The following is a 14,321-nucleotide window of genomic DNA, read 5'->3' as shown; positions in this document are numbered from 1 at the left end:
GCTCATCGACAGCCACGTCAACCTTCACGCCCCCCAGTTCGACGCCGACCGGCAGGAGGTGATCGACCGGGCCCGGGCCGCCGGCATCGCCCTGATGGTCAACATCTCCGACCGGCTCTCGACCTTCCCGGCGAACCGCGCTATCGCCGTGGCGCCGGACATCTGGTGCACGGTGGGCGTCCACCCGCACGAGGCCAAGGACGCCCCGGATCTGTCGCCCCGCACCCTCCTAGACCTCGCGGACGACCCCAAGGTGGTGGGTATCGGCGAGACCGGCCTCGACTTCCACTATGACCTCTCGCCCCGGGACATCCAGGCGAGGGTCTTCGCAGCCCACATCGCCGCGGCCCAGGAGAGCGGCCTGCCCCTGGTGGTCCACACCCGGGAGGCGGACGAGCTCATGACGCAGATGCTGGAGGAGGCCTACGCCCGGGCGCCCTTCCGCATGCTGCTGCACTGCTACACCTCGGGCGCCGAACTGGCCCGGCGGGCGGCGGCCCTGGGCGCCTGGTTCTCGGTGTCCGGCATCGCCACCTTCAAGGCCGCCGAGGAGGTCCGGGCCGTCATCCGCGACATGCCCGCCGACCGGATCATCGTGGAGACCGACTGCCCCTATCTCGCGCCGGTCCCGCACCGGGGACAGCGCAATGAGCCGGCCTTCCTGCCCGCCGTGCTCGCCGGCCTCGCGACGGTCCGCGGCTGGACGCCGCAGGAGGCCGAGGCCCGCTGCGAGGACGCCTTCTTCGCCCTCTTCGACCGGATCCCCCGGCCATGAGCGGGACCCTGGAGTTCACCATCCTGGGCTGCGGCTCCTCGGGCGGGGTGCCCCGGGCAGACGGCGACTGGGGCGCGTGCGACCCGGCCGACCCGCGCAACTTCCGCACCCGCTGCTCCCTGCTGGTCCGCCGGACCGCGCCCGACCCGGCGCAGGCCACCACCGTCCTGGTGGACGCCTCGCCCGACCTGCGCTGGCAGACCGCCCAGGCCGGCGCCCGGCGCCTCGACGCCCTCCTGCTGACCCACGATCACGCCGACCAGACCCACGGGATCGACGACATCCGCGCCTTCTTCATCCGCCAGAGGGCGCGCATCCCCTGCCACATGGACGGGGCCACCTTCGCCTCCATGGGCCGCCGGTTCGGCTATGTCTTCGAGGGGGAGGGGGGCTATCCCGGCATCGCCGACCCGGTGCTGATCCCGCCGCATGGCCAGGCCTGGGCGGTGGACGGCCCCTCCGGCGCCATCCCGGTGGTGACCTTCGACCAGGACCATGGCGGCCTTCGCTCCGTCGGCTACCGGTTCGGCGACGTGGCCTATTCCAGCGACGTGGTGGACCTGCCGGACGAGGCCTTCGAGGCCCTGGCCGGCCTCGATGTCTGGATTGTCGACGCCCTTCGCTGGCGCCCGCACCCGACCCACGCCCACGTCGAGCTGACCCTGGAGTGGGCGGCGCGGCTCAGGCCGCGGCGCACAATCCTGACCAACATGCACATCGACCTCGACTTCGCCGATCTCAGCGCCCGACTGCCGCCGGGGGTGGAGCCGGCCTTCGACGGCCTGCGGTTCGAGCACAGTCTGGGGGCGGGTGCGTGACGCCACGCCTGAGACTGGCCTTCCTCGCCTCCCGAAACGGATCGGCCTTCCGCGCGGCCGTCGAGGCCGTGGGGCAGGGGCGCCTCGCGGCCGACATCGTGCTCCTGGGGACCAATACCGCGAAGGCGCCGGCCCTGGATTTCGCCCGTGCGCGAGGAATTCCGCACCGGGTCATTCCCACCGCCGTCGATCCCGAGGCCGCCGACCGGGAACTGGCCGAGGCCCTGGCGGCCTCCGGCGCGGATTGGATCGTCCTGTCCGGCTACCTGAGGCGTATCGGCCCTGCGGTCCTGGCGCGCTTCCCGGACCGGATCCTGAACATCCACCCTGGCCCCCTGCCGGCCTTCGGCGGGGAGGGGATGTACGGGCGCCGGGTGCATGAGGCCGTCATCGCCGCCGGCGCGCCGCAAAGCGAGGTCACCATCCACCTGGTCGATGGCGAATACGACCACGGCCGGGTGCTTGGCCGCTGGCCCGTGCCCGTGGAGCCGGGCGACACGCCCGAAACCCTCGAGCAGCGCGTCACAGCCCTGGAGCCCGAGGTCATGACCCGGACACTGATCGCCCTTGCGGAAGGCCGCCCGGAGGGGCTTCAGGCGTCCTGAAGGTCCGCCCGGGCGGGCACGGGCAGACGGTTGCCCGACGCTGCTGCGCGCTTTGAACCGCGCTCGATTTCCTTCATGAGATCATGGCAGTAGACGCCGAAGTCCACCTGGATCGTATGCCGCTTTGAGGCGTAGTACTGGCCCATGTGCAGGGCCTCGTCCTCGGCGATGATCCGCGCCATGTCGGCGGGCGAGGGGGGCAGGTACCGGCCGGTCAGGTAGGCGGCGACGAACTTGGCCTGCTGCTCGGCGAAGTTGACCAGGGTCGGCAGGGGCTGGGCAAGGCCCATGTAGAAGAGGTTGGGTACGCCGGGCTTCATCATCCGCTTGAACAGCGGCAGCCTATGGTCGGAGTCCGGCACGAAGGCCGGATCCTCGAAGAAGGGGAACTTCATGTCGTAGCCCGTGGCGTAGATGATCACGTCCACGTCCTCGACGCTATCGTCGGTAAAGCGCACCTGGCGGCCCTCCAGGGCCTTGATCCCGGGTCGGAAGGTGATGTCGCCGCAGCCCGCCCGGGTCAGGAATTCGCCGCTGACCGACGGGTGGGCCTCCAGCGGCTCATGGTCGGGCTTGGGCAGGCCATAGTCCTCCATGGCGCCCAGGGTCTTCTTGATGGTCTGGCGGGCGAGGGCGAGGCCCAGCTTGCGGGGCATCCAGGGGGGCATGGCCGCCTTGTCCGCCGGACGGCCGTTCATGTACTTGGGCAGCACCCAGACGCCGCGCCGCGCCGAGACGATCAGCTTGCCCGCCAGGGGCCGCTGGGACAGCTCCGAGGCGATGTCCATGGCCGAATTGCCCATGCCGACCACCACCACGGTCTTGCCGCGGACGTCCACGGGATCGAAGGGCGTGCGGTAGGCGTGGGAGTGGAAGGCGACGCCGTCGAAATGGCCCGGATACTCCGGCGTGCGGGGGCTCCAATGATGCCCGTTGCACACAAAGAGGACGTCGTAACGCCTTGTTTCCCCGTTCGAAAGCGTAACATCCCAAAGACCCTCGGCGTTGCGCTCCGCCTTGGTCACGGCGGTGTTGAAGGTGATGGTCTGGCGCAGGCCGAAATGGTCGACATAGTTGTGGAAGTACTGCAGCAGCTGGCTGTGGTGCGGAAAGTCCGGCCAGCCGGCGGGCACGGGATAGTCCTCGAAGGCCAGGCGCCACTTGGACGTGTCGATGTGCAGGCTCTGGTAGCAGGCCGAGTGGCCGTTCGGGTTGTTGTAGTACCAGTTGCCGCCGATGTTGTCGGACATCTCGAAGCAGTCGTAGGGAACGCCCAGGTCCTTGAGCTTCTTGGCCGTGGTGAAGCCGGAGCATCCGGCGCCGATGATGCAGGCCTTGGGCAAGGGGGCCATCTGGGGTCTCCGTTCCGTTTCCCGTTCGATTTCAGGAGTTTGGAGCCGAACGCGCCAAGGTCAAGCCTGACCCGGGGTCAGCGTGGGTTTTCCGGCGCCTCCAGTTCAAACCGCCATTTGCGAAGGACCGCCGGCGCAAGGTCCACCTCCCAGTTGCGGGCCAGAAGGAGGACATGACCCAGAACGTCGGCCACCTCATCCGCCAGCTGGGCCTTCATCTCGGCGTCACTGCGTCCGCCCGACCGTCCGCGCCCCGAAAGCCGCGACCAGGCCTGGGTCAGCTCGCCGACCTCTTCCTGCAGCTTCAGAATGTACCAGTCTGGATCCCGGCGAAGCCCGAACGCCGCCACATAGGCCTGTGAAGCCTGCTCAAACCGGTCCGCAAGGGGGCCGAGGGGGCCGAGGCTGGGTTCGATGGGCATAGTGGATTCCGGGTTGGTCGGGGGTCACCGAGGCAGCGTCCTCTGATTCTCAGTACAGGAGCCACGAACCCTCAACCTATATTTCCGATAATATTCCTTATGCGAATTCTGGATCCGGCGTAAGGTTTGCAATCCCGCAGATCGGGCGGATACTTCCGGTTGAGATCCACGCCCGAAAGGACCCCGCATGACATCCCTGCCCAAGCCTTACCTCTGGCTGACCCGCATGGACCCCCTGCCTCGCATGGTCGCCGCAGCCCTGGCGGACTTCGGCCTCCAGGAGACCGCCGGCCCGGGAAATACGCCCCAGATCCTGCAATGGGCGCAGGAAACGGGTCTGGCGGACGCCTACCACGCGGACTCCATCCCCTGGTGCGGCCTCTTCATGGCCCACGTCGCCCGTGTCGCCGGCCGTGAGATTCCTCCCGCCCCCCTCTGGGCCCTCAGCTGGGCCCGGTTCGGGGTCGAGGGAGGCCAGCCCGAACTTGGCGACGTCCTGGTCTTCGTGCGCCAGGGTGGCGGACACGTCGGCCTGTACATCGGCGAGGATTCCCGCTGCTATCATGTCCTTGGAGGCAACCAGGGCGACCGGGTCTGCATCACCCGCATCGCCAAGGAGCGCCTCTACGCCGTCCGCCAACCGCCCTATGTGAACAAGCCCCGATCCGCCGCGACCTACCTGCTCGCCGCCACCGGCGAGGTTTCCTCCAACGAGGCCTGATCCCATGACCGACGCCGCCCCCGAGACAGACGCCATCCCCGGATACGACCGTCCCGTCGTCGAGGCCTGGCTGGCGGCGCACTGTCCCGAGATCTCCGGCCCCTTTGACTGGGTCCGCCTGCCGGGCGGCCACTCCAACCTGACCTGGCGGCTGACGGACTCCACCGGCCGCCAGGCCGTCATCCGCCGCCCGCCGCTTGGGGAGCTGCTCCCCAAGGCCCACGACATGGGCCGGGAGTTCCGGGTCCTTTCGGCCCTGAAGGACACCCCCGTCCCGACGCCGCGCCCCCTCGCCTTCTGTGAGGACCCGTCGGTCACCGGGGCTCATTTCTACGTCATGGACTTCCTGGACGGGCACCCGCTCTACACGGTGCAGGACGTGAAGGATTGGGCGCCGGAGGCGAAGCGCCGCGACCTCGCCTTCGCCTTCATCGACGCCCTGGCCCAGCTTCACGCCCTCGACCCGGCCGCCGTCGGTCTGGGCGACCTCGGCAAGCCCGAGGGCTATGTGGAGCGCCAGATCAACGCCTGGGGCCGGTCCTGGGCGGCCTCGGTCGGACCCGCCGGCTTCGACGACCCCCGCGCCCACGAGGTGGAGGCCTTTCTGCGCGCCCGCCTGCCCGGCCAGGTCCCGGCCCGGATCGTCCACGGCGACTTCGGCATCCACAACATCCTGGTCGGGCGCAGCGGCGGCCTGCTGGCGGTCATCGACTGGGAGATCGCCACCCTGGGCGACCCGCTGGCGGACCTGGCCTACGCCCTGAACCCCTGGCCGGACCCGTCCGATCCCGAGCCGCCGGCCGAGACCGCGCCCCACGCCCAGCCGGGATTTCCCACCCGCACCGAACTGGCGGCGCGCTATGCCGCCGCCACCGGCGCGGACCTGTCGGGGCTGAACTACTACGTCGCCTTCAACCGCTGGAAGAGCGCCTGCATCGTCCACGGGGTCTACGCCCGCTACATGGAGGGCAAGAAGAGCACCGAGGGCGTCGACACCGAGGGCCTCAGGCTCAGCGTCCTGCGCAGCCTCGAACTGGCGGCGAGGGCGGCGGCGGCGGACTAAGGCCCCGGGCTTGGCGCGCTCGGCCCATCCATTTCCACTCTCCAAGTCTTGACCCGAGCCCCCTCCGCCACCTACCCCTGCCGACGCCTGGGGGGCAACCGGAGTTCAAAATGCGCAGACTGCTTCTCGCCACAGCCGTGGCCCTGGCCGCCGCCGGCGCCGCCCTCGCCCATGAGTATGCCGCCGGGGCCCTTCGCATCGACCATCCCTGGACGCGGCCCACCGCCGCAGGCGCTCCCACCGCCGCCGGCTATATGGAGATCACAAATACGGGCAGGACGGCCGACCGGCTGGTGTCCGCCAGCTCCGCCCACGCCGCCCGGGTGGAAATCCACCAGTCCTCCATGGAGGGCGGGATGATGCGGATGAGGGCCCTGCCCCAGGGCGTGGAGATCCCCGCCGGCGGCAAGGTGAGCCTGGCGCCCGGCGGCCTGCACATCATGTTCTTCGGCCCCAAGGCCGCCGTCGCCTCGGGCGAGCGCATCCCCCTGACCCTGACCTTTGCCAAGGCGGGCAAGGTCACCGTCCAGCTGGCCGCGGAGTCCCGGCCTCCGGCCAAGCCCGCCGCCATGCCCGAGACCCACCGCCACTAGCCGGCGGCGAGCGCGGCCTGAATATCAGCCTCAAGGGCCTCGGGCGGCGTATTCGGGCCGTAGCGCTTGAGCACCTTTCCATCCCGCCCGACGAGGAACTTGGTGAAGTTCCACTTGATGGCGCGCGTGCCCAGGACGCCGCGCTTCTGGTCGGAGAGCCACCGGAAGAGCGGGTCCGCGCCGGGTCCGTTTACCTCCACCTTGGCCAGCACCGGGAAGGTGACGTCGTAGGTCAGGCTGCAGAAACTGGCGATCTCCGCCGCGTCCCCAGGCTCCTGGCTGGCGAACTGGTTGCAGGGAAAGCCCAGCACCACCAGGCCCGCCTCCCCGTGACGCCGCCAGAGGGCCTCCAGTCCGGCGTACTGGGGCGTGAAGCCGCACTTCGAGGCCGTATTGACCACCAGCACGACCTTCCCGGCGTAGGCCGAAAGCGGAACCTCGCCTCCGTCCGCCGCCTTCACCGTAAAGTCCTGAACTCCCGTCATCTGCGCCCCATGATCTGCTGGTTGAAGACTACGCCGAACGCGCCCGCCCTGTCCTTGTAGATTTCGAACTTGTGAGCCATCGGATATCCCCTGTGAGTGATCCTCGCCGGCCTGCCTCGCGAGGTGGCCTCAAAGGCCTCAGGGCGGCGCAATGCAACCCTTGCGTGCAATCCGTGGAGTAGGCGCATGACCGACCAGACCCCGGCCCTGGATCGCCTTCTCGGCGTCATGGCCCGCCTTCGGGACCCGAACACTGGCTGCGCCTGGGACCTGGAGCAGACCTTCGCCACCATCGCCCCCTACACCGTGGAGGAGGCCTACGAGGTCGCCGACGCCATCCAGCGAGGCGACCTGGCGGACCTGAAGGACGAGCTGGGCGATCTCCTCTTCCAGGTGGTTTTTCACGCCCGCATGGCCGAGGAACAGGGCGCCTTCACCTTCGACGACGTCGCCGGCGCCATCGTCACCAAGATGATCCGACGCCACCCTCACATCTTCGGAGACGCCGACCAGAGGACCAGCGGGGAGCAGGTCCAGGCCTGGGAGGAGGTCAAGGCGGCGGAACGCGCGGCCCGGGCGCCGGCGGCGGGCCTCCTCGACGACATCCCCGCCGCCCTCCCCGGCCTGACCCGGGCGGTCAAGCTGTCGAAGCGGGCTGCGGGCGTGGGCTTTGTCTGGCCAACCACGGAGGCGGTGCTCGACAAGCTGCAGGAGGAGCTGGACGAGTTCCGCGCCGAGGTGACCTCGGGCGACAGGGCGGCCCTCCGCGAGGAGCTGGGCGATGTCCTCTTCGTCATGGCCAACATCGCCCGCGACCTCGACATCGACCCCGAGGACGCCCTGCGCGAGGCCAACGCCAAGTTCCTCCGCCGTTTCCGCCACATCGAGGCGCGCCTCGCCGAGGACGGCCGGACGCCGGCCCAGTCCGACCTTGCAGAAATGGACGCCCTCTGGAACGAGGCCAGAGCCCGGGACAAGGCCAGCCGCCCTTGACCCCCCTTGTCTGTGCGATTTGGATTAGAGTGCGGTTGTCTTCCGGGACGTCCGCCTGGCGCACCAACACCAGGCGGACAGCCGGCGGAAGGGCCGATGACCCCCTAGCCTTTTGGGCTGGCGGTGAGCAGGGCCGCCGCCGGCGTTTCACAGACCCGGATGGTTGCAGGGACGTTTGGGTCCGAAGCCACAAGGAGGGGTCGATGGAACAGAACCAGTCTAACACGAAGATCGCCGGGATCGATGTCGGCAAGCGGTTTCTGGATGTTGCGGCGCACGGCCTGGAGGACGAGACGCAGGTTGAGAACGGTCCGGAGGGGCATGCCGCCCTGATCGCCTGGCTGCGCGCCCGGCGTGTGGGGCGCGTGGGCCTGGAGGCGACGGGCGGCTATGAGCGCAAGGTGAGGGCGGCGCTGGAGGCGGCGGGGTTCGAGGTCGTGGTGCACCAGCCTCTGGAGGTGCGGCTGTTCGCCCGGCTCAAGCGCCTGCGGGCCAAGAACGACCGGATCGACGCCCGGCTGATCGCCCAGGCGACGGCCCAGGCCGAGACGGTCAGGGCCGCGCAGGATCCCCGGCTTGCGGAACTGGCCGAGCGGCTGACGGCGTATGAGCAGGTCGCCGACCAGATCGCCGGGCTCAAGACCTTCCTGGAGCACGTGACGCTCAAGGACGTGCTGCGGAGCTTGAAGGTCCAGCTGGCCAGCCTGGAGCGCCTCAAGGCCCGCCTGCTCGCCCAGGTGCTCCAGGCCCTCAAGGCCCAAGAGGACCTTGCAGCCCGCTTCCGGCTGCTGCTCTCCATCCCCGGCTTCGGTCCCGTCGTCGCCGCCAGCCTGGCCATCCGCATGCCCGAGCTGGGACAGATGCGCCGGGGCCAGGCCGCCGCCCTCGCCGGCGTCGCCCCCTTCGACCGCGACAGCGGCCAGTGGAAGGGCCTGCGCTTCATCACCGGCGGCAGGGCCCGCGTCCGGCGGATGCTCTACCTCGCCAGCCTCGCCGCCAAGCGCTACGACCCCGGCTTCAAAGCCTTCCACCAGGCCCTCCTCGCCCGTGGAAAGCCCATCAAGCTGGCCATCGTCGCCGTCATGCGAAAGCTCATCGAAGCCGCCAACCTCATCCTCCACAGAGGACAGCCCTGGGTCAAAACCCAACCCGCTTGAACATGGTTGCTCACCGCGCTTCGCGCGGAGCTCCCCCGCAGGGGAGCAATGACTCTCTAATTCCTCCCCCTCCTGAGGGGGAGGTGGACCGCGAAGCGGGCCGGAGGGGGTCTGCGGAGGCGCCGTTGCCCCCCTTACCCGGCCTCAGGCCGGAACGGCGACGCCGGGGAAGAGCCGCTCCAGCTGGCCCTGCGCCTGGTCGGACAGGCTGACGGTCAGGCTCACCGCGCCGTCTTCCTCTTCGTGGCGCTCCAGCACGCGCCCGTGACGGTAGAGCCAGGCGATGAGGTCCCCCTGCCCCGCCTCCGCCCGGACCTCGATCGGGGCGGCCTCGTCGATGAGGCTCGAGATGCGCGCCAGGAGGGCCTCGCAGCCCTCTCCTGAAATGGCCGAAGTCAGGATGGCCGGTGGTCGGGCCAGGAGGGCGTCAGAGCACCGGATTTCCCGCGCCTCGGCGTCCAGCCGGTCGGCTTTGTTCCAGACCTCGATGACCCGTCGGGCCTCCATCTCGACCCCCAGACGCCCCAACACTTCACGCACGTCGGCGGCCTCGGCGTCGCTGTCGGGGCTGGCGATATCGCGGACGTGCAGGATGACGTCAGCCTCCTTCACCTCCTCGAGCGTGGCCCGGAAGGCCTCCACCAGTTCGTGCGGCAGGTCGGAGATGAAACCCACCGTGTCCGACAGGACCACCGGCCGGCCTCCCGGCAGACGCAGAGTCCGCAGGGTCGGATCCAGAGTGGCGAAGAGCATGTCCTTCGCCTCCACCCCGGCGGCGGTCAGATGGTTGAACAAGGTGGACTTGCCCGCATTGGTATAGCCGACCAGGGCGACGGACGGCGCAGGGGCCCTCTGGCGGGCGGCGCGCTGCAGGGTGCGGGTGCGGCGCACTTCCTCCAGTTCGCGCTTCAGCCGCCCGATCCGGTCGGCGATGAGCCGGCGGTCGGTTTCGATCTGGGTCTCCCCGGGGCCGCCCATGACGCCAAAGCCGCCGCGCTGGCGCTCCAGGTGGGTCCAGGTCCGGACGAGGCGGGAACGTTCATAGGAGAGCCTCGCCAGCTCGACCTGCAGGCGGCCTTCGCGGGTGCGGGCCCGGCGGGCGAAGATTTCGAGGATCAGCCCGGTGCGGTCGATGACCTTGACCTTCCAGGCCTTCTCCAGGTTGCGTTGCTGCACCGGCGTCAGGCTGTCATCGACCACGACGACATCGGCCTCGGTCGCTTCGCAGAGGGCGGCGATCTCCTCCACCTTGCCCGAACCGAACAGGGTGGCGGGGGTCCGACGGCGAAGGTTGACGATGAGGCCCTGGCGGATCTCCAGATCCAGGGCCCGCGCCAGGCCCTCGGCCTCCTCCAGGCGCGCAGATGGACTGCGCCCCGACTGCCGCCCCTCACGTTCGGGATGGAGGACAAGGGTGCCCTGGACGGGCGCCTCGCGGCTGACGCTTCGACCAGTCAATCGGCGTCGTCTTCGTCCGGCTCATAGAGCTGAACAGGCTGGGCAGGCATGATCGTCGAGATGGCGTGCTTGTAGACCAGCTGCGACTGGCCGTCCCGGCGCAGGAGAACGCAGAAGTTGTCGAACCAGCTGACCACGCCCTGCAGCTTGACGCCGTTGACGAGGAAGATGGTCAGGGGGGTCTTGGTCTTGCGGACGCTGTTGAGGAAGGTGTCCTGCAGGTTCTGCTTCTTGTCGCCGGACATGGCTTTTCGTTCTCTCTTGTTGGGCGGGGCGCCTCGCCCCCGCCGTCGACCGCTAGATCGCCGCGGCTCTGGCTTCGGCAATATAGAGGCTGCGGAGCCGGGTTGCCACAGGTCCCGGGCGTCCCGTCCCCACGGGCTGGCCGTCAATCGCCACCACCGGCATGAGCAGGGCGCCGGCGCCAGTAAAGAAGGCCTCCCGGGCGGTCAGCGCTTCCTCGAGGGTGAAGGCCCGCTCCTCGATCCGGATGTTCTCCGTCCGCGCCACCTCCAGCAGGGTCTCCCGGGTGACGCCCCTCAGGATGTTGGCCGAGGTGTCCCGGGTCACCAGCACCCCCTCGGCGGTGACGATCCAGGCGTTCGAAGAGGCGCCCTCCGTGACGAAGCCGTCGGCGTCGACGAACCAGGCTTCGGCGGCCCCGGCGGACCGGGCGGCCTGCTTGGCCAGGACGTTGGGCAGGAGCCCCACCGTCTTGATGTCGCAACGCCCCCAGCGGTTCTCGGGAGTGGTGATCACGCTGACGCCGCCCGCCGCCCGCGCCTCCGCGGCTGCGGGGTCGGTCCGCTTGACCGTCACCACCACAGCGGGGGGCGTCGGCTCGATGGGAAAGGCGTGGTCCCGCGGGGCCACCCCGCGGCTGACCTGCAGATAGACAAGGCCGTCGCGGATGCGGTTGCGCCGGACCGTCTCCTTCAGGACGGTGGTCAGGGCCGCGCGGCTCATCGGCATGTCGATGGACAGCTCGCCCAGGCTCCGCTCCAGGCGGGCGAAGTGCCCCTCCGGATCGCACAGCCGACCGTCCGACATCGCCCAGACCTCGTAGATGGCGTCAGCCAGCTGGTAGCCTCTATCCTCGATGTGCACGGCGGCGTCGGCGTGGCGCACATAGGCGCCGTTCACATAGGCGATGCGTCCCATCAGCTCTCCTCTCCTTCCAGAGCCAGCCTGGCGCCGGAGAGCCCAAGGGATTTGAGCTTCCGATGCAGAGCGGACCGCTCCATCCCGATGAAGGCGGCGGTCCGCGAGATATTGCCCGAGAACCTCATCATCTGGGCGTGCAGATAGTCGCGCTCAAACACTTCCCGGGCCTCGCGCAGCGGCAGGGCGATGATCCGCTCGGCGCCAAGGCCGGACACCGCGCGCTCCCTCGTCTCCGGCTCCGGCGGAATCATCTCGGCGGTGATCGGTTCGGCGGGATCACCGGCGGCGAGGATCAGAAGCCGCTCGATCTGGTTGCGCAGCTGGCTGAGATTGCCGGGCCAGGTGCGCACCTGCAGGGCCGCCAGGGCGTCATCCGACAGCCGTCGCCGCGGCAGGCCGGCGCCCTCGGAAATCCGCTGCACGAAGAAGTCCACCAGCTCGGGGATGTCCTCCCTGCGCTCGGCCAGGCCGGGTACGCTGAGGGGCACGACATTCAGCCGGTGGAACAGATCTTCTCGGAAACGCCCCTCGGCGATCTCCGTCCGCAGGTCCCGGCACGTGGATGAGACCACCCGCACGTCCACCTGGACATCGGAAGCGCCGCCGACCCGACGGAACCTCTGGTCCACCAGGACCCGCAGGATGCGGCTCTGGGTCTCCCTGGGCATGTCCGCCACCTCGTCGAGGTAAAGGGTGCCCCCGTGGGCCCGCTCGAAGACCCCGATCTTGGCGGGGCGACCCGCCTCGCCCTCCTCTCCGAAGAGCTCGATGTCCACCCGCTCGGGCGTCATGCCGGCGGCGCTGATCACCATGAATTCGTTCCGCGCCCGGGGGCTGGCGGCATGGATCATCCGCGCGACCGTCTCCTTGCCTGCGCCGGGGGGGCCCGCGATCAGCACACGACTGTTGGCGGCGGCGAGCTTGTTGATCAGGCCCCTCAGCTGCTGCATGGCTGGCGACCGACCGATCAGGCCGTCCGGCGTCACCGTCCGGGCCCGAAGCCGCCGGTTCTCGCGCCGAAGATTCGTGGCCTCGAGCGCCCGCTCCACGACCAGCAGCAGCCGGTCCGACTTGAACGGTTTCTCCAGGAACTCGTAGGCGCCGCGCTTGATGGCGCTCACGGCTGTCTCGATGTTGCCGTGCCCCGAGATCATGATCACCGGCAGGTCGGCGTCCAGCCCCCTGACCAGGTCTAGGAGCTCCAGGCCGTCCATGCCGCCGCCCTCCATCCAGATGTCCAGGATGAGCAGGGACGGCTTGCGCGCCCGGATCTCCGCAAGGGCGGATTCGGAGTCGTTCGCCGTACGGACGGCGTAACCCTCGTCCGTGAGGATTCCCGCCACCAGCTCGCGGATGTCGGCCTCATCATCCACCACAAGCACATCAGCCGCCATCAGACAGTCTCCTGTTTCAGGGTCGTTCGGGGAGGGTTCGCGGCGGGAACCGGCAGTCGCAGGAGGACCCGGGCGCCGGCCCCGCTCTCGGCGTCCGCCAACACCAGGTCGCCGCCATGGTCCTCCATCACGCGCTTGACGATGGCCAGGCCCAGGCCCGTCCCCTTCTCACGCGTGGTGACATAGGGTTCGGTCAGCCGGTCCCGGTCCTTGGCCGGTAGCCCCAGGCCGTTGTCTTCGATCACGAAGGCGAGGCCCGTCTCGTCAAGGCGGATGTCGGCCAGGATCCGGCCCGCGGGCTCCGGCTGGGCGGCCATGCGGGCCCGGACCGCCTCGACGGCGTTCTTCAGCACATTGGCAAGGGCCTGGGCCAGCATCCGCCCATCCACCCGCAGAGTTGCAGCTGGCAGGGGCTCGCCGATCACCCAGTCGATATCGGGGTCGGCCACTCGCCTTGCGAAGACCGCCTCGCGCAACAGCTCCGCCGCATCCTGGTCAGAAAGCTGGGGGGTCGGCATCCGGGCGAAGGCCGAGAACTCGTCCACCATCCGGCCGATGTCTCCCACCTGCCGCACGATGGTCTCTGTGCAGCGGTCAAAGGTGTCCAGGTCCGCAGCCGCGACGTTCCGGCGGAACTTGCGCCGGATCCGCTCGGCGGACAGCTGGATCGGGGTCAGCGGATTCTTGATCTCGTGGGCGATGCGCCGGGCGACATCTCGCCAGGCGGCGTTGCGTTGCGCCGAGACCAGGCGGGTGATGTCGTCGAAAGTCAGCACCAGCCCCTCCCCCGTCCGGCTGGCGCGGACCCGGAGCCTGAGGGTTTCCCGCCCCCGGGTGACGTCCACCTCGCCCTCTGCGTGGCCCAACGTCCGGGCGATGCCGAGGATCTCCCCGACCTCGGGCGCCGCGGTTTCGAGGGTCATAGGCGCGGCGAAGACCGGGTCGTCCGGAAGGTCGAGCAGACGCACGGCCTGGCGGTTCACCGCCGAAATGCGGCCGTCCGCGCCCGCCGCAACCACCCCCGCTGAGACCTCCGAGAGCACGGTTTCTATGAACTGGCGCCGACGCCGGGCCTCGTCGCTCGCCCGGGTCAGGGCCTCCTGCTGCTGCGAAAGGTCGCGGGTCATGTCGTTGAAAGCCCGGGAAAGGACTGCGATCTCCTCGGGATCAGAGTCTGCCTCGACCCGCGCCGTCAGATCCCCTCGGGCCACCCGGGATGCGGCCTGCACCAGCCGGCCGACCGGCGCCGAAATCGAGCTGGCCGCCCCCATGCCCAGCCAGACCGCGCCGATCAGCACCAGAAGGGCCGTCTCGACATAGG

Annotated in this window: 16 protein-coding genes; 8 read left to right on the top strand and 8 right to left on the bottom strand. The window is 69.4% G+C overall.

Features of this window, described 5'->3' with window-relative positions:
- The 3 genes from IM632_RS00315 to IM632_RS00305 form a co-directional block, all read left to right on the top strand.
- A partial coding sequence (locus tag IM632_RS00315; RefSeq protein ID WP_296551901.1) for a TatD family hydrolase occupies positions 1 to 775 on the top strand: 775 nt, incomplete at its 5' end.
- Positions 772 to 1,593 (top strand): MBL fold metallo-hydrolase, encoded by an 822-nt coding sequence (locus IM632_RS00310; RefSeq protein WP_293527913.1) that lies wholly within the window; start codon positions 772 to 774, stop codon positions 1,591 to 1,593. The genes IM632_RS00315 and IM632_RS00310, both read left to right, overlap by 4 nt.
- A complete protein-coding gene (locus tag IM632_RS00305; protein ID WP_296523039.1) occupies positions 1,590 to 2,198 on the top strand; it encodes a phosphoribosylglycinamide formyltransferase in 609 nt (202 codons plus the stop codon). Before IM632_RS00310 ends, IM632_RS00305 begins: the two co-directional genes overlap by 4 nt.
- Here the strand turns inward: IM632_RS00305 and IM632_RS00300 are convergent.
- Together IM632_RS00300 and IM632_RS00295 are read right to left on the bottom strand one after the other, a co-directional pair.
- Positions 2,186 to 3,550: an NAD(P)-binding domain-containing protein gene (locus tag IM632_RS00300; RefSeq protein WP_296523036.1), complete on the bottom strand. Its 1,365-nt coding sequence runs from the start codon at positions 3,548 to 3,550 to the stop codon at positions 2,186 to 2,188. The two genes, IM632_RS00305 and IM632_RS00300, sit on opposite strands and share 13 nt — an antisense overlap.
- A gap of 77 nt (positions 3,551 to 3,627) precedes the next feature.
- Positions 3,628 to 3,972 (bottom strand): MazG nucleotide pyrophosphohydrolase domain-containing protein, encoded by a 345-nt coding sequence (locus IM632_RS00295; RefSeq protein ID WP_296551900.1) that lies wholly within the window; start codon positions 3,970 to 3,972, stop codon positions 3,628 to 3,630.
- A 187-nt stretch (positions 3,973 to 4,159) separates the two neighbouring features.
- On the opposite strand from IM632_RS00295, the gene IM632_RS00290 reads away from it, so the two are divergent.
- From IM632_RS00290 to IM632_RS00280, 3 genes are all read left to right on the top strand, one after another.
- Positions 4,160 to 4,693, top strand: coding sequence for a TIGR02594 family protein (locus IM632_RS00290; RefSeq protein ID WP_296484025.1), 534 nt, complete (start codon positions 4,160 to 4,162; stop codon positions 4,691 to 4,693).
- Between the two features lie 4 nt (positions 4,694 to 4,697).
- Positions 4,698 to 5,756 carry a phosphotransferase family protein gene (locus IM632_RS00285; protein ID WP_296484022.1) on the top strand — a complete coding sequence of 353 codons (1,059 nt, stop codon included), beginning with the start codon at positions 4,698 to 4,700 and terminating at the stop codon, positions 5,754 to 5,756.
- 110 nt (positions 5,757 to 5,866) lie between these two features.
- Complete coding sequence (locus tag IM632_RS00280) at positions 5,867 to 6,349, top strand: copper chaperone PCu(A)C (RefSeq protein WP_293535799.1); 483 nt, start codon at positions 5,867 to 5,869, stop codon at positions 6,347 to 6,349.
- On the opposite strand, the gene IM632_RS00275 is transcribed toward IM632_RS00280, so the two are convergent.
- The gene (locus tag IM632_RS00275) at positions 6,346 to 6,834 is read right to left on the bottom strand and encodes a glutathione peroxidase (protein WP_293512546.1); all 489 of its coding nucleotides are present in this window, start codon (positions 6,832 to 6,834) and stop codon (positions 6,346 to 6,348) included. The two genes, IM632_RS00280 and IM632_RS00275, sit on opposite strands and share 4 nt — an antisense overlap.
- Positions 6,835 to 7,020: 186 nt before the next feature.
- Between IM632_RS00275 and mazG the strand changes: the two genes are divergently transcribed.
- Both mazG and IM632_RS00265 read left to right on the top strand, forming a co-directional pair.
- A complete protein-coding gene (gene mazG / locus IM632_RS00270) occupies positions 7,021 to 7,827 on the top strand; it encodes a nucleoside triphosphate pyrophosphohydrolase (protein ID WP_296522816.1) in 807 nt (268 codons plus the stop codon).
- A gap of 203 nt (positions 7,828 to 8,030) precedes the next feature.
- The gene (locus tag IM632_RS00265; RefSeq protein ID WP_296484016.1) at positions 8,031 to 8,984 is read left to right on the top strand and encodes an IS110 family transposase; all 954 of its coding nucleotides are present in this window, start codon (positions 8,031 to 8,033) and stop codon (positions 8,982 to 8,984) included.
- A 144-nt stretch (positions 8,985 to 9,128) separates the two neighbouring features.
- On the opposite strand, the gene hflX is transcribed toward IM632_RS00265, so the two are convergent.
- From hflX to IM632_RS00240, 5 genes are all read right to left on the bottom strand, one after another.
- Positions 9,129 to 10,442 (bottom strand): GTPase HflX, encoded by a 1,314-nt coding sequence (gene hflX / locus IM632_RS00260; RefSeq protein WP_296483297.1) that lies wholly within the window; start codon positions 10,440 to 10,442, stop codon positions 9,129 to 9,131.
- Positions 10,439 to 10,687, bottom strand: a complete 249-nt coding sequence (gene hfq, locus IM632_RS00255; protein WP_110450050.1) for an RNA chaperone Hfq — start codon at positions 10,685 to 10,687, stop codon at positions 10,439 to 10,441. The genes hflX and hfq overlap by 4 nt, the downstream gene beginning before the upstream one ends.
- A 52-nt stretch (positions 10,688 to 10,739) precedes the next feature.
- Positions 10,740 to 11,603 (bottom strand): D-amino-acid transaminase, encoded by an 864-nt coding sequence (locus IM632_RS00250; protein ID WP_296551899.1) that lies wholly within the window; start codon positions 11,601 to 11,603, stop codon positions 10,740 to 10,742.
- Positions 11,603 to 13,000, bottom strand: a complete 1,398-nt coding sequence (locus IM632_RS00245) for a sigma-54 dependent transcriptional regulator (protein ID WP_296497939.1) — start codon at positions 12,998 to 13,000, stop codon at positions 11,603 to 11,605. The genes IM632_RS00250 and IM632_RS00245 overlap by 1 nt, the downstream gene beginning before the upstream one ends.
- Positions 13,000 to 14,321, bottom strand: a 1,322-nt coding sequence (locus IM632_RS00240) for an ATP-binding protein (RefSeq protein WP_296551898.1), incomplete at its 5' end; no start/stop codon positions are given. The genes IM632_RS00240 and IM632_RS00245, both read right to left, overlap by 1 nt.

The organism is Phenylobacterium sp., from assembly GCF_020402505.1.
Classification (GTDB): Bacteria; Pseudomonadota; Alphaproteobacteria; order Caulobacterales; family Caulobacteraceae; genus Phenylobacterium.
Note: the sequence above shows the minus strand (reverse complement) of the source record. Positions and strands in the feature narration are given on the sequence as shown.

Coding starts and splice junctions, on each gene's coding strand:
- IM632_RS00275 (WP_293512546.1), bottom strand. CDS start 6,834: ATGACGGGAGTTCAGGACTTTACGGTGAAGGCGGCGGACGGAGGCGAG.
- IM632_RS00285 (WP_296484022.1), top strand. CDS start 4,698: ATGACCGACGCCGCCCCCGAGACAGACGCCATCCCCGGATACGACCGT.
- IM632_RS00265 (WP_296484016.1), top strand. CDS start 8,031: ATGGAACAGAACCAGTCTAACACGAAGATCGCCGGGATCGATGTCGGC.
- IM632_RS00310 (WP_293527913.1), top strand. CDS start 772: ATGAGCGGGACCCTGGAGTTCACCATCCTGGGCTGCGGCTCCTCGGGC.
- IM632_RS00245 (WP_296497939.1), bottom strand. CDS start 13,000: ATGGCGGCTGATGTGCTTGTGGTGGATGATGAGGCCGACATCCGCGAG.
- IM632_RS00280 (WP_293535799.1), top strand. CDS start 5,867: ATGCGCAGACTGCTTCTCGCCACAGCCGTGGCCCTGGCCGCCGCCGGC.
- IM632_RS00300 (WP_296523036.1), bottom strand. CDS start 3,550: ATGGCCCCCTTGCCCAAGGCCTGCATCATCGGCGCCGGATGCTCCGGC.
- mazG (WP_296522816.1), top strand. CDS start 7,021: ATGACCGACCAGACCCCGGCCCTGGATCGCCTTCTCGGCGTCATGGCC.
- IM632_RS00250 (WP_296551899.1), bottom strand. CDS start 11,603: ATGGGACGCATCGCCTATGTGAACGGCGCCTATGTGCGCCACGCCGAC.
- IM632_RS00290 (WP_296484025.1), top strand. CDS start 4,160: ATGACATCCCTGCCCAAGCCTTACCTCTGGCTGACCCGCATGGACCCC.
- IM632_RS00295 (WP_296551900.1), bottom strand. CDS start 3,972: ATGCCCATCGAACCCAGCCTCGGCCCCCTCGGCCCCCTTGCGGACCGG.
- hfq (WP_110450050.1), bottom strand. CDS start 10,687: ATGTCCGGCGACAAGAAGCAGAACCTGCAGGACACCTTCCTCAACAGC.